This is a genomic window from Streptomyces sp. NPDC055962 (genome assembly GCF_042270185.1).
Lineage (GTDB): Bacteria > Actinomycetota > Actinomycetes > Streptomycetales > Streptomycetaceae > Streptomyces.
In genome coordinates, this window is the sequence record NZ_JBHJYN010000001.1 from 485,915 (window position 1) to 499,431 (window position 13,517).

The 13,517-nt window shown below is 70.7% G+C and carries 10 protein-coding genes; 9 read left to right on the top strand and 1 reads right to left on the bottom strand.

Annotated elements, in window-relative coordinates; all coding sequences use genetic code 11:
* Positions 1-243 precede the first annotated feature (243 nt).
* The 4 genes from ACFC51_RS02135 (at position 244) to ACFC51_RS02150 (ending at position 5,870) form a co-directional block, all read left to right on the top strand.
* Positions 244-927 carry an RES domain-containing protein gene (locus ACFC51_RS02135; RefSeq protein ID WP_376373827.1) on the top strand — a complete coding sequence of 228 codons (684 nt, stop codon included), beginning with the start codon at positions 244-246 and terminating at the stop codon, positions 925-927.
* 674 nt (positions 928-1,601) lie between these two features.
* Positions 1,602-2,009 carry an XRE family transcriptional regulator gene (locus ACFC51_RS02140; RefSeq protein ID WP_376373830.1) on the top strand — a complete coding sequence of 136 codons (408 nt, stop codon included), beginning with the start codon at positions 1,602-1,604 and terminating at the stop codon, positions 2,007-2,009.
* Between the two features lie 181 nt (positions 2,010-2,190).
* The gene (locus tag ACFC51_RS02145) at positions 2,191-3,867 is read left to right on the top strand and encodes a hypothetical protein (protein WP_376526563.1); all 1,677 of its coding nucleotides are present in this window, start codon (positions 2,191-2,193) and stop codon (positions 3,865-3,867) included.
* Between the two features lie 143 nt (positions 3,868-4,010).
* Positions 4,011-5,870, top strand: coding sequence for a DUF262 domain-containing protein (locus ACFC51_RS02150; RefSeq protein ID WP_376373836.1), 1,860 nt, complete (start codon positions 4,011-4,013; stop codon positions 5,868-5,870).
* Positions 5,871-5,933: 63 nt separating this feature from the next.
* Here the strand turns inward: ACFC51_RS02150 and ACFC51_RS02155 are convergent, their stop codons facing one another.
* On the bottom strand, positions 5,934-7,010 hold the full coding sequence (locus ACFC51_RS02155; protein WP_376526566.1) for a Ku protein: 1,077 nt from the start codon (positions 7,008-7,010) through the stop codon (positions 5,934-5,936).
* A 60-nt stretch (positions 7,011-7,070) separates the two neighbouring features.
* Here ACFC51_RS02155 and ligD point away from each other — a divergent pair, with 60 nt between their 5' ends.
* The 5 genes from ligD (at position 7,071) to ACFC51_RS02180 (ending at position 13,496) form a co-directional block, all read left to right on the top strand.
* Complete coding sequence (gene ligD / locus ACFC51_RS02160) at positions 7,071-7,964, top strand: non-homologous end-joining DNA ligase (protein WP_376526569.1); 894 nt, start codon at positions 7,071-7,073, stop codon at positions 7,962-7,964.
* A gap of 184 nt (positions 7,965-8,148) precedes the next feature.
* Positions 8,149-10,278 carry a PBS lyase gene (locus ACFC51_RS02165; protein WP_376526572.1) on the top strand — a complete coding sequence of 710 codons (2,130 nt, stop codon included), beginning with the start codon at positions 8,149-8,151 and terminating at the stop codon, positions 10,276-10,278.
* Complete coding sequence (locus tag ACFC51_RS02170; RefSeq protein ID WP_376373846.1) at positions 10,275-10,595, top strand: zinc-ribbon domain-containing protein; 321 nt, start codon at positions 10,275-10,277, stop codon at positions 10,593-10,595. Before ACFC51_RS02165 ends, ACFC51_RS02170 begins: the two co-directional genes overlap by 4 nt.
* An 82-nt stretch (positions 10,596-10,677) precedes the next feature.
* A complete protein-coding gene (locus tag ACFC51_RS02175) occupies positions 10,678-12,042 on the top strand; it encodes an FtsW/RodA/SpoVE family cell cycle protein (RefSeq protein ID WP_376373849.1) in 1,365 nt (454 codons plus the stop codon).
* A complete protein-coding gene (locus ACFC51_RS02180; RefSeq protein ID WP_376373852.1) occupies positions 12,039-13,496 on the top strand; it encodes a peptidoglycan D,D-transpeptidase FtsI family protein in 1,458 nt (485 codons plus the stop codon). The genes ACFC51_RS02175 and ACFC51_RS02180 overlap by 4 nt, the downstream gene beginning before the upstream one ends.
* Positions 13,497-13,517 lie beyond the last annotated feature (21 nt).

Here is a 13,517-nt window from a genome sequence, read left to right on the forward strand (position 1 = left end):
TCCGGCCCGGTGCCCCCGTGTGCGCCCCCCAGAAGCTTGTGTGCGCCCCGGTGTTCTTTGCGTGGGCGGGCCGCGGAGGAGCGAACCGGGCATAAAAATGATCGTCCCGCATCTGAGGCTGTCGCTTTACGCGGAGCCGTCCCGCCCGGCGGTTCCGCCCGTCGGGCGACGCGCCGCCCGAGGCGGCCAGCAGCGTGGGGCCCGGCGCTTCCGGGCGCCGTCCACCCGAGTGAGGAGCCGTGCATGACCGTACGAGGAGACCAGCCGGACGTCAGGCTGATCCCCGCACCCGAGCGGGGTGTCTGGCGGCTCGGAAAGGTCCGCGATCCGCTGAGGTACGAGCAGATCGGACGCGACGACGCGGACAGCTCCGCAGGCAACCAATGGAGCCTGGTGGGGTACGGGACCCTCTACTGCGCCTCCGAGCAGGACGGCTGCCTGGCCGAAGCCCTCGCGCCGTTCCGCGTGCACCCCGACTGGCGCGACCTCGCGGCCGCCGACTGGGAGGACGGTGCGCCCGGCCTCGTCCCCCCGGACTGGCCGACGCGGCACACGCTGGAGCGCTTAGAACTGTCCAAGGACGCCAGGTTCTTGGACGTCGACGACGAGCGCACCCTGACGACCCTGTCCGACGAGCTCAGGGAGACCCTGCGCCTCAACGGGGTGGACAAACTGACCCGCAACCACATCGAGGGCTTCAACCGGAAGATCACCCGCGCCATCTCCGCCTGGGCGATCAGCCAGCGGGAACCCGAGCAGGGCGGCCGTCTCGTCCACGGGATCGCCTACCGGTCCCGGCTCGGCATGCACCAGTGCTGGGCGGTCTACAACGACGTCGCCTTCACCCGGATCGAGTCGAACCTGATCTTCCCGGAGGACCCGGCGCTGCGCAGAGTGGTGGAGGCGTACGACCTGCGCCTGCGATGACGCCGGCGGAACCGACGGCGCCCCATCGGAAAACCACTGGAAAGCACCTGGAAACCCACAGGAAAACCACGCGGGAACACCGGAAGTCACGTCACACCCTTGCCCCGAAGAGGTGAACATCCCTGGCACCCACGGCGCCCGGATCCCTCATCACAGGCCGGAATCAGCAGGTCACCACACCAACACGCCGTCCTACACGTCAACTTGACGCTTTCTTACGTGTCTGAAACAACAGTCAAAGCGGTGGAGTTGAGCAGACTTGATGGGTAGTCTAAATGCATCTTCTTCAGATGGGGGTTCGATCATGAGTGAGCAGAGGACCGTCTTAGGCACGGCCCCGAGGCCGCCTTTCTGTGCGCTGCGGCCGCACCGGAATACCGGCCGTCACATCGACACGGCCGCGCACCAGCCTCCATGCACCGGATCCCCGACGACCGGCAGGCATCGAGACTGAGGAGCTGGCGCGCACCAGCCCACCCCGCCCGCCGCGGTCACGCTTCCCCGCGGGTGTGCACCAAGAAGCGTTCCTCTTACCCGGCACAGGTTCCCGCGTCTCCTCCGACAGTCGGCGCGCGGCGCCTCACGGTGCCTTCGCACCGCCCGTGCCCATCACCCGTCGTCCGGCACGCGACCGCCCTCCGAGGCGTGCAGCCATGACAACGAGGGAGACTCCCATGACCACCACCATGACGCCGACCGTCACCGACACGCCTCGCAGCACCGACCTCGCCGAGATCGCGCACGGCACGACCACACGCATGCGCATCGCGGAGATCGCGCGATTCCTGCAGGAGAATCTCGGACCGCGGATCACCGCCCGCATCACGCGGGTCAGCGATCCCCGCCAGGTGGGCAAGTGGGCCGCGGGTGACACGCGGCCGCGCGACGAGGCCGAAGAGCGCCTCCGGGCGGCCCTCCAGACCTTTCACATCATCCAGAGCGCCGAGGACAACCACACCGCCCGCGCCTGGATGATCGGAATGAATCCGCAGCTCGAGGACGAGACGCCCGCCCAGTGCATCGCGGACGGCCGCTTCAAGGACGTCATGGTCGCCGCCCGGGCGTACGTCGACGGCTGCTGATCCCGCCGCAGGCCCCAGCTCCTTCTCCGTGGCCTGCGGCGGGCGCACCACTCCCCGCCGGATCCACCCCAGCCGCACCATCTCGCACCAATACCGCACGGACGCCCCAAGGACGAGTGAACGGGCATGAATCCGGGCAGCTTCCCGAGGACCTGACGAGGTTCGACGGTGGGGGGCCGTGATGGAATCGCGCGATCAGTCGGAGACACCTGAGCCCAGACCCGGGACCGGGTGGGAGACCCTGCCGGAGTACGCCTGGCTGGACGCCGAGCGGCCCCAGCCTCCCTCCCGGCCGCCGGTGGTCGGGCCGCCGCCTCCGGGCGCCGTGCCGAGGGCCGTCGCCGCGGGGCTGCTGAACCTGTCCGGCCTGGGCCTCGGTCATGTCCTGGTGCGCCGCTGGGGCAGAGCCGCGGTGAGCTGGGCGGCCACCGCTCTCCTGCTGCTCGTCGCACTGCCCGCCGATCCGGACGGCGTGCCCGCCGCCCTCGTCGCCGGCTACCTCCTGCTGCTCGTCCTCGCGGCCGCCGACGCGGCCCGGATCGCCCTGCGCACGGATGCCGGCCGGTGGCCGCGGCCGGTCCTGGCGGCGGTGCTGGGGCTGCTGCTTCTCGGTGTCCCCGCGGCGGGCACCCTCGCCTACGGCTCCGCGCGGGACGAGGCGGCCGAGCAGGAACTGCTCGGCCGGCTGGAGGAGGGCGACGATCTGGTCGCGAAGGCGGCGAAGAGCTCGTACATCCTGTCCGGACCCGACTACCGCGAGGCGCTCTCCCTCTACCGGGATCTGGCCGAGGACCACCCCGGCTCCCGCGCCGCCGCCGGTGTGCCCGAGCGCATGAAGGCCTACTACGCGGCGGTCGCCGCGCCGTACCGCGCCGAGCGGTACTGCGAGGCGGTCGAGCCCCTGACCCATCTGCGCACGCTGCCCGGCACGGTGGACCGGAAGCTGCTCGGCGACCTCGCCACCTGGCCCGACGGCCCGCTCGCGGAGTCGCTGTACGGCTGCGGGGTCTCGCGGCTGGACGGCACGGGGACCGAGTTGGGCAGCAAGGAGTTGGGCACCCTGCTGCGTACGTTCCCCGAGTCCTCGCAGGCCGGGCAGGTGGGTCCCGCCGTCAGCGGGAGGATACGGCAGCAGGTGGCCGGGCTGAAGGGTGCGGAGCCCTGCGCCGTCACCGACGAACTGCGCCGTACGAGCACCCTGGTCGCGGAGCTCCCCGAGACCTCCGTGCCCTCGCTGGGCCGGCAGGCCGACGCAGGTGTCCAGGACGGTGTGTACGCCTGCGGCGTGGACGAGTTCAAGGACAAGAAGTTCACCGAGGCGCGGCAGACCATGACGGACTTCGCGGACACCTACGAGGAGGACCGGCGCCGACAGCACGCCCGGAACATCGCCATCGCGGCGGAGATAGCCGAGGACCGGCCCGCCGCGGGCAAGCGGCTGCCCGGGAGCGGCACGCCGGGCGGCGTCCGCATGGAGCTCGTCATCAGCAACGGCGCGCCCAACGAGGTCGAGGTGCTCTACACGGGCCCGGTCACCGGCACGGTGAAGCTGAAGCCCTGCGGCGGCTGCGAGCGGTTCAGCAGTGAGGCCGCCGGTTCGGCCGGCGCGTGCAGGGCGAGCGGCACGTCGTACCCGAAGGCGCGGCTGCGGCTCCCGGCGGGCGAGTACCACTTCCTGTACAAGCACGGCACGGGGGCGACGGCGGCCGTGGACAGCTACTCCTCCGGCTCCCGCGTCCAGCCCGGCTACACCTACACGAGTTGCACGTACGTCGTGGAGAGGGACCGGTACGGCCTGGACCTGCCCACCGTCCCCGACCTGTCCGACCTGCTGAAGCCCGCGTCGCTGCTGCGGTGAGCCGAGGGCATCCGCCGGACGAACCGTTGGCCTGCACGACGAAGTCTGCGGCGGCGCCGGAGTGTCGCACCAATTGACCGATCCGACTGAACTGTCGCCTCACGGCTCGCTAGGTTGGCGGTTCGACGCGAGGAAGGAACGATATGCGGGCGGACACGGTCGATCTGAGGCGCATCTTCGGAAAGGACGTCCGGTACACCGTGCCGTTGTTCCAGCGCCCCTACGTGTGGACCATGCGGGACAACTGGGAAGCCCTATGGGTCGACATCCGGCGAACGGTTGAGCGACTCGAGCAGTCCCAGCACGACGGAAGCACGGTGACTCCGCATTTCTTGGGTGCCGTGGTGTTCGACCAGACTCCCTACCTGTCCTCCAACCTGGAGACGCGTCAGGTCATCGACGGACAGCAGCGCCTGACGACCCTTCAACTCTTCGTGTTCGCCGCTCGGATCTCAGCCACAGCGCTGGATCACGAAAGGTCCCGCAGATTACTGAGCAAGTTCCTGGAGAACGATCGAGACCTCTTCGATTCCGAGAGGCACCCTGACCACCTCTACAAGGTCTGGCCCACGAACGCCGACCGCGAAGAGTTCCGAGCCGTGATGACCGGCGCAGAGGGCAACGGAAAGCTCGCCGACGCAGTCGCATATTTCCGCCAGGAACTCGACACCTGGTTGGCAGAGGCGCCCGAACCTCATGACCGACTCGACGCTTTGGTCCAGACACTTCGAGAACAGCTTCGGCTGGTCATCATCGATCTGGAGGAGCACGACGACGCCCAGGTCGTCTTCGAAACGCTCAACAGTCGCGGCACCCCGCTGGAGCACGCAGATCTGGTGAAAAATCTGCTCTTCCGCGAGGCCGAGCACACTGGGGCTGATATCGATCGGCTCTATCTGACCTACTGGAGCCCCTTCGACCAGCCGCAATGGCGCACGGAACAGACGACCGGGCGCATCACCCGGAGCAGGCTGGACGTTTTCCTGACCTATTGGTTGTCCATGCGCACCCAGCGCGAATTCACCACATCCGCCCTGTTCAAGGAGTTCGAACGGTGGCTGCGGGCAGAAGACGTCTCCACCGAGGAAGTCTTCGTAGAGCTGGCCAGGTACGCGGAGATCTACGACAGACTCGACAAACACCCCCTGCTCGGCCACGAAGGTCGATTCCTCTATCGACTCAAAGTCATGCAGACGTCCACGCCGATGCCCTTGCTACTGTTCCTGTTCGGCCTCGGGGACGACGTCCTCCCTCCGGAACGACGTGAGCGGGCGATCCGGGCAGTGGACAGCTACCTCGTGCGTCGAGCCATGCTCAATCTCAGCAATCGCGACTACAATCACGTCTTTCGCGACCTGGTTGCAGCCGCTTCCGAACAGCCTGAGACCGCCGACGAGGCCGTCATCAAGGCCATGGCAGCGATGCAAGGACACCATCGGCTGTGGCCGACGGACAACGATTTCACCGCGGTTTTGGAGCAGGACCCGCTCTACACCCGCCTCTACCGGCATCGGGTGCGGATTCTGCTGGAAGCCTTGGAGGACGCGTTGCGTTCGGAACACACCGAACAACTCACCGTACCGGTCGGTGTGGACATCGGATCGAAGCTGACGATCGAGCACGTCATGCCCCAGAGCTGGCGCGATAACTGGCCACCCCTGCACGACGATCCCGAAGAGGGCCTCGGGCGGGACGAGTTGGTGCATACGCTAGGAAATCTGACCCTGGTGACGGCAAAACTCAATCCCACCCTCGGCAACATGGCCTGGCTGGACAAGCGCCGGTGGCTCGGCGAGCACAGTCTTCTCCGACTGACCCATGGCACCTTGCTCAACGCTCCTGACACCGACGCCGCAACCGCCGTCGCAGACTGGAACTCCACGTGGGACGAGCGTCGCATCCGTGCCCGGAGTTCTCATCTGGCCAGGTTGGCTGTCGCCATCTGGCCGTCGAAGGACAGGCTGTTGTCCCAGCCGCTGCACACGCTCTCCGGCAGCGCTTGAACGAGCGGGTCGAGCCGTCGCAATGCACCAAGCGGGCGGACCTCGGCCCGACGCGTTGCCGCGTCAGGCCGAGGTCCGCTTCCCGGTGCCCGAGGTGGTCCTCCCGGCCGCGCCCTTCTTCGACGCGGCCTTCTTCGCCGTGGACTTCTTCGCCGTGGACTTCCTGGCGGCGGTCTTCTTCGCCGCGGCCTTCGCGGGTTCCTTCTTCGCCCCCGTCGTCTTCGCCGCCGCCTTCCTCGGAGTGGCCGCGGCCTTCTTCCCGGCGCTCCTGCGGGCCGCCCTCCTGGGAGCGGCGCTCCCGCCGGACCGTGGTGTGCGGCCCTCGATCGGGTGGACGTCGGCGTCCTTGCCGTCCTCCGCGTCCCCCTGCGACTCCTGGGCGGCCCGCACACTGCTCTCCAGGGCAGCCATGAGGTCGATCACCTTGCCGCCGGACTCCTCGGCCTCCTCCTCGGCGACGGGTTCACCGGCCGCCTTCGCCGCCACGAGGGCCTCGACCGCCTCGCGGTAGTCGTCGTGGAGGGTGTCCATGTCGGCGTCGCCGAGGGTGTTCATCAGCGCGTCCGCCAGGTCGAGCTCGGCGTCGCGGACCGTGACGCCGGCGTCCGGTGCGACGCCTTCCGGGGCGCGGATCTCGTCCGGCCAGAGCAGGCCGTGCATCGCGATCACGTCGTCGGCCACCCGCAGCATGCCGAGCCGCTCCCGCCCGCGCAGTGCGTACTTCGCGACGGCGACCTTGCCGCTGCGCCGCAGGGCCTCGCGCAGCAGGGCGTAGGGCTTGGCGGCAGGGACGCCGTTGGCCGCGAGGTAGTAGGCCGAGTCCAGCTGGAGGGGGTCGATCGCCGAAGCCGGCACGAAGCCCTCGATCTCGATCGTCTTCGCGGTGTGGAGCGGGAGCGAGGCCAGGTCCTCGTCGGTCACCGGGATCACCGTGCCGTCGGCGTCCTCGTACGCCTTGACCGTCTCGGAGGGCGGCACCTCCTCCTCGTCCAGTTCGCAGACCTTGCGGTAGCGGATGCGTCCGCCGTCGGCGAGGTGGATCTGCCGGAAGGAGATCGCGTGGTTCTCCGTGGCGTTCATGAGTTTGACCGGGATGCTGACCAGCCCGAACGAGATGGAACCGTTCCAGATCGACCTCACCGCTTCACTCCTCGCGCCCGCCGTGCCCTCAATCAGCCGATTTCATGTGATTCTTATCGTATGACGCCGATGACGGAGGTGGAGGGGCGGCGCCTGGCGCTCAGCAATCTCGACAAGGTGCTGTACCCGGCCACCGGCACGACCAAGGGCGAGGTGCTGCACTACTACGCGGCCACGGCGGCGGGCGTGATGCTGCCGCACCTGCGTGACCGCCCGCTGTCGTTCCTCCGGTATCCGGACGGCCCGGAAGGGCTGCGCTTCTTCACGAAGAATCCGCCGCCCGGTACACCCGACTGGGTGCGGACGGCCCCGGTCCCCCGCAGCGACGACCCCGGCGCCCGGCAGGTGCTCGCACAGGACCTCCCGTCGCTGATGTGGGCGGCGAACCTGGTGGTGGAGTTCCACACCCACCAGTGGCGGCGGGACTCCCCCGCCGTGGCCGACCGGATGGTGTTCGACCTGGATCCCGGGCCCCCCGCCGGCGTCGTCGAGTGCTGCGAGGTCGCCCTGTGGCTGAGGGCGCGGCTGGCCGAGGACGGGTTGTCCTCGTACGGCAAGACCTCGGGGTCCAAGGGACTGCACCTGCTCGTGCCCCTGGAGCCCACCCCCTCCGAGGAGGTGACGGCCTACGCGAAGAAGCTGGCGGTCGAGGCACAGGGCGCGCTGCCCGAACTGGCCGTGCACCGGATGACGCGTGCGCTGCGCCCGGGAAAGGTGTTCGTCGACTTCAGCCAGAACGCAGCCGCGAAGACCACCGCGGCGCCGTACACCCTGCGGGCGAAGGGCAGCCCGACCGTGTCCGCACCCGTCACCTGGGACGAGATCGAGGGGTGCCGCGCTCCGGACGACCTGCTCCTCCTCGCCGGTGACATGCCCGCACGGCTGGAACGGCACGGGGATCTCCTCGCTCCGCTGAACGATCCCGGGCAGGCCCGGGCACTCCCCCGGGGCTGAGGAGGGCGGTCGGGAAGAGGGCGCTCACAGCACCTTCACAGCCCTGGGCCGGCGCGGCGAGGAAAGGCCGCAAGTGGAGGGTGGATTGTCCGGGCCGTGGTGCACACTCTGCCCAGACGCTGCTTCACGGCATGGTTCTCCGCCGTGTGGGGGGCGCGGAAGGAAGACACGGGGAGGGTGTGGCGTGTTCACGGGGATCGACGAGGTCGGCTGGGCCTCGATGAAGCATGCCTACGGCCCGGCCGACGACGTGCCGGGGCTGCTGTACGGACTCGCCTCCGCAGACCCGGCGGAGCGGGAGAGCGCGCTCGACGGGATGTACGGCGCGGTCCACCACCAGGGCAACGTGTACGCGTGCACGCTGGCCTGCATCCCGTTCCTCTTCGAGCTGGCGGCCGACCCCGGTATACGGGACCGGGGCGGCATCGTGGAGCTGCTCACCAGCATCGGCGGCATCGACCTGGACGAGGACGAGGAGGACGGGCTCGACGAGCTGGACGAGGACGAGATCGAGGGCGTGGCCAACTACGCGATGGCGGCGGCCGCCGTGTCGGCGGGCTCCCCGGTGTTCTTCGAGCTCGTCGCCGACGAGGACCCGGGGGTGCGACTCGCCGCCCCGCTGGCGCTGGCCACCCTGCACACCCGGCCCGCCAGGGTGCTCGCGCTGCTGAGGGAGCGGCTGCCCGTGGAGGCCGACGACGAGGTGCGCCTCGCGCTCGTCGAGGCCGCCGGCCGGATCGCCCTGCGCCATGCCCGGCTCACGGAACGGGTGGCGGACTGGCTGAGCCGGCTCGCGGCGGAGGCGTACCCGCCCGGACTGCGGCTCGCCGCCCTCGCCCAGCTCGCCCGGTGCTCCCCCGACGCCCTGCCCGGCGACGTCGTGCGGGTGGTGTCCGGGCTGCTGCGGGAGCTCCGCTCGGGGCCGGCCCTCGTGGAGACCTCCGCCTCGGAGCCGCCGGGCGGCGACGAGGGGGCGTCGGACCGGACCACCGCTCCGACCCTGGTGGGCCGGTTGCGGGAGCTGTCCGCGGAGGACTCCGCCGGGCGGGGCACCCCGTGGGCCACCGACCTGCTGCGGACCCTGCACGTCGGCCTGGACGACCGCGTGGCGGACCGTACGGCGCTGCTGACGGACCAGCTGGGCAGCCCCGACCCCTGGCAGCGCGTCGACGCCGTGCGGATGAGCAGCGGGCTGATGCGGGCCTGGCGCGGGGCGTACGAGGAGCTGGTGCGGCTGGTCGGGGCGCAGCTCTCGGATCCGGAACCCCGGCTGGCCGAGGCGGCCTCGTACGCGCTGGAGGACCTGTTCGCCCTGGCCGCGCCGGCCGGGGACGCCCTCGCGGAGCGGGTGGCGGGGGACCCCGGGGCCTGGGTGAAGGAGTGGCCGAGCGGCCCTCCGGGGCTCGGCTCGGCGGTGAAGGCGCTGGCCAGGCTGGGCGACGCGCGGGTACTGCCCGCCCTGGCTGCGGCTCTGGAGCGGCCGGAGGTGCCGCACGACGTGGGCTTCGCGATCGGATGCCTGGGTGCCGCGGCCGACCCGCTCGCCGGGGCACTGCGGCGCAGGCTGGGCGAGGTCGCCCTGGACGAGAGCGCGTACGACCGGGCGAGTCCGCTGCTCGCGGGGCTGACGGCGCTGCGCGCGGGCGAGGCGGCCCCCGAGGTGCTGCGGGTGCTGCGAGGGGCGCCCGAGTACCGGGGCGAGTGGTTGCGGACAGCGGCGCTGCGGGCGCTGGGCTCGTTCGGACCGGCCGCCGGCTGCGCGGTCCCGGAGCTCCGGCGGCTGGTCCGGCGCCCGGGGACGGCTGCGGCGACCGAGGCTGCCGAGGCGCTCTGGGCGGTGACCGGCGACGCCGACGCGGTCCTGCCGGTGCTGACCGAGGGGCTGTGGGCGGAACAGGCGCGCGACTGCCGGGCGGCGGCGAGCGCGCTGGGAGCGCTGGGACCCCGGGCGGGGGCGGTGGCGCCGCGGCTGCGGGCCCTCCTGGCGCACGACGAGCTGTGGCTCCGGGTCGAGGCGGCGATCGCCCTGTGGGAGATCTCGGGGCGGACCGCCGAGGTGGTGCCGGTGCTCCTGTCGGCGTGGGAGAAGAACTGCCATGTCAGGGTCCGGGTGGCGGAATGCCTGGCGCGGATGGGCCCCGGCGGTGCAGGCTCGGACGCGACACGGGTGCTGCGCGCCGAGCTCCTGTCCGTACGCCGCCACAAGGCGATGGACGGCGGATACGGCAGTCACGACACTCATGAGGACGAGAAGCTGCTGGCGGTCTGCCGGCGGGCGCTCCTGGGAAGCACGGGGAAAGGAAACACATCATGATCATTTTCGGTACGCGGGGCTATCTCCACCAACTGGCGGTCCTGACGATGGTGTGCGGCTGGTGCGGGAATCCCGCGGCGCACACCCTGCGCAAGCGGGTCACCAAGTTCACGCTGTTCTTCGTGCCGCTGTTCCCCTTCTCCACGAAGTACGCGACGCAGTGCACCTTCTGCGGCGGTGAGCGGCAGATACCGAAGGAGCAGGCCGAACAGCTGCTGGCGCAGGCCCAGGGCGGGCAGGACGGCAATCCGTACGGAGCGCCGCAGCAGCAGCCCGGTTACGCGCCCCCCGGCGGCCAGAACCCCTACCAGAGCTGATCCGTCGGGCGGTGGAGGCCGGGGAAGTGCCACGAGGGTGACATAAGGGAAATAACACCCGCCTCTTGCTACGTTGCGGGGCATGACCGCACCGACGGCGGAGGCACGCCCGCCCGAGCTACGCCTGCCCAAGCGGCGCGGGGTCGAGCTCTCGCTCCTGATCGGGGCCGTGCTCATCTCCGTCTACGGCTACGCCGCCGTCGGCCTCGCCCGGAACGACGCCGTGCCTCCCGACGTCGCCGGGTACGGCGCGGGGCTCGGCCTCCTCGCCCTGCTCGCCCATCTCGCGGTCCGCTTCCGCGCCCCGTTCGCCGATCCGCTGCTGCTGCCCATCGCCGTACTGCTCAACGGGGTGGGGCTGGTGCTGATCTACCGGCTCGACCTGGAGACCCCGGGCGACCGTGCGGCGACGACCCAGCTGATCTGGTCCACCCTCGGGGTCACCCTCTTCATCGCCGTCGTCGTACTGCTCCGGGACCACCGGGTGCTCCAGCGCTACGCGTACCTCTCGGTCGCCGCGGCGCTGGTGCTGATGATCGTGCCGATCTTCTTCCCCGCGGTGAACGGGGCCAGGATCTGGATCCGTCTCGGCGGCCTCTCCTTCCAGCCGGGCGAGTTCGCCAAGATCCTGCTCGCCGTCTTCTTCGCGGCCTACCTCGCCGCGAACCGCAACGCGCTCGCGTACACGGGCCGCACGATCTGGAGGATCCAGTTCCCCACGGGCCGGGTGCTCGGGCCCATCGTGGCGATCTGGCTGCTCAGCGTCGGTGTCCTCGTCCTCGAACGGGACCTCGGCACCTCACTGCTCTTCTTCGGCCTCTTCGTGATCCTGCTGTACGTGGCCACCGGCCGGACCGGGTGGATCGCCGTCGGGCTGCTCCTCGCCGCCGCGGGCGCCTTCGTCGTCGGCTCGTTCGAACCCCATGTGCACAGCAGGGTGGAGGACTGGCTCGACCCCTATGCCACGATCGACGCGGGGCAGGGACCCGGTCAGCTCGCGCAGTCGCTCTTCGCGTTCGCCGCCGGCGGCATGCTCGGCACCGGCCTCGGGCTGGGCCACTCCATCCTCATCGGGTTCGCCGCCAAGTCGGACTTCATCCTGGCCACCGCGGGCGAGGAACTCGGCCTGGCGGGCCTCACCGCGATCTTCCTGCTGTACGCCCTGCTGGTGGCCCGCGGGTTCCGCGCGGGGCTGGCCCTGCGCGACCCCTTCGGCAGGCTGCTGTCGATCGGCCTCGCCTCGATCCTGGCGCTCCAGGTCTTCGTGATCGCGGGCGGGGTGATGGGGCTGATCCCGCTGACCGGGATGGCGATGCCGTTCCTCGCCCAGGGCGGCTCGTCCGTCGTCACCAACTGGATCATCGTGGCCCTCCTCATCCGGGTCAGCGACGTGGCCCGCACACCCGACCCCGGCACCGCAACCGTGCCGGCCGCGGAGGAACAGTGATCCGCTACATCCGGCACGCCGCCGGCTTCTGCCTGCTGCTGCTCCTCGCCCTGCTGGCGAACGCCGCGCGCGTCCAGCTCTTCGAGGCCGACGAGCTCGACGCCAACCCGGCCAACCGCCGCACCACCATCGACCGTTACGACCAGCCGCGCGGCAACATCCTGGTCGGCGACGAATCCGTCACCGGTTCGAAGGACACCGGCGAGCAGCTGGCGTACGAGCGCACCTACCGCCACGGTCCGCTGTACGCACCGGTGACGGGGTACGCCTCGCAGACGTACGGGACCACGCTGCTGGAGAACGCCGAGGACCCGGTCCTCTCCGGCTCCGACCCCATCCTGGCCCCGCTCCCCCTGTGGGGTGACATCACACGCAGCCTGCAGCCCGGGGGCGACGTCGTCACCACCGTCCAGGACGCGGTGCAGCGCGCGGCGTACGAGGGCCTGGACGGCCGGCGCGGCGCGGTCGCGGCGCTCGACCCGGCGACCGGCCGGATCCTGGCGCTGGTCTCCTCGCCCTCGTACGACCCCGAGGTCCTCTCCGGGACCGGCCCTGCCGTCACCGACGCGTGGGCGCGGCTCAACCGTGCGCCGAGCCGCCCGATGCTCAACCGGGCCCTGCGGCAGACCTATCCGCCCGGCTCCGCCTTCAAGATCGTGACGGCGGCTGCGGCGCTGGACGCGGGCGTGGTCACCGATCCGGACGCGGACACGGACACCCCGTCGCCGTACGTCCTGCCGGGGACCTCGACCGTGCTGCCCAACGAGGCGAAGGGCTGCGGGAAGGCGTCCCTGGCGGAGGCGATCCGGGTGTCCTGCAACACGGTGATGGCCCATCTCGGCGTCCAGGTGGGGCTGGACGGGATGCTGGACGCGGTCGCCGGATTCGGGTTCAACGACGACGGCCTGAAGATCCCCTCCCGGGTCGCCCGCAGCAACTTCGACGAGGACATGAGCGACGACCAGCTCGCCCAGTCCTCCATCGGCCAGTTCGACACGGCGGCGACCCCGCTGCAGATGGCGATGGTCGCCTCGGCGGTGGCGAACGGCGGTGAGCTCATGCGCCCGCAGCTGGTGGACCGGGTGACCACCGACGACGGCGGCACGGTCCGGCAGCAGGGGCCCGACTCGTACCACCGGGCCATGAACCCCACGACGGCCCGGCAGCTCCAGCGGATGATGGTCGACGTGGTGGAGAACGGCACCGGCACGAACGCGGCGATCGACGGTGTGACGGTCGGCGGCAAGACGGGCACCGCCCAGCACGGGGTCGACAACTCCGGGACCCCGTACGCCTGGTTCATCGCCTGGGCGCAGGCGCCGGACTCCGGGCGCCCGGCGGTCGCCGTGGCGGTGGTCGTGGAGGACGCGGAGGCCGACCGGGCCGACGTCAGCGGGGGCGGCAACGCGGCCCCGATCGCCCGTGCGGTGATGGAGGCGGCGCTGCGGGAGTGAGGCCGGCCCGGCGACACTGGG

Bases quoted from the DNA above. Each gene is read 5' to 3' on its own strand.
- ACFC51_RS02135 (WP_376373827.1), top strand. From the start codon at position 244: ATGACCGTACGAGGAGACCAGCCGGACGTCAGGCTGATCCCCGCACCC.
- ACFC51_RS02140 (WP_376373830.1), top strand. From the start codon at position 1,602: ATGACCACCACCATGACGCCGACCGTCACCGACACGCCTCGCAGCACC.
- ACFC51_RS02145 (WP_376526563.1), top strand. From the start codon at position 2,191: ATGGAATCGCGCGATCAGTCGGAGACACCTGAGCCCAGACCCGGGACC.
- ACFC51_RS02150 (WP_376373836.1), top strand. From the start codon at position 4,011: ATGCGGGCGGACACGGTCGATCTGAGGCGCATCTTCGGAAAGGACGTC.
- ligD (WP_376526569.1), top strand. From the start codon at position 7,071: ATGACGCCGATGACGGAGGTGGAGGGGCGGCGCCTGGCGCTCAGCAAT.
- ACFC51_RS02170 (WP_376373846.1), top strand. From the start codon at position 10,275: ATGATCATTTTCGGTACGCGGGGCTATCTCCACCAACTGGCGGTCCTG.
- ACFC51_RS02175 (WP_376373849.1), top strand. From the start codon at position 10,678: ATGACCGCACCGACGGCGGAGGCACGCCCGCCCGAGCTACGCCTGCCC.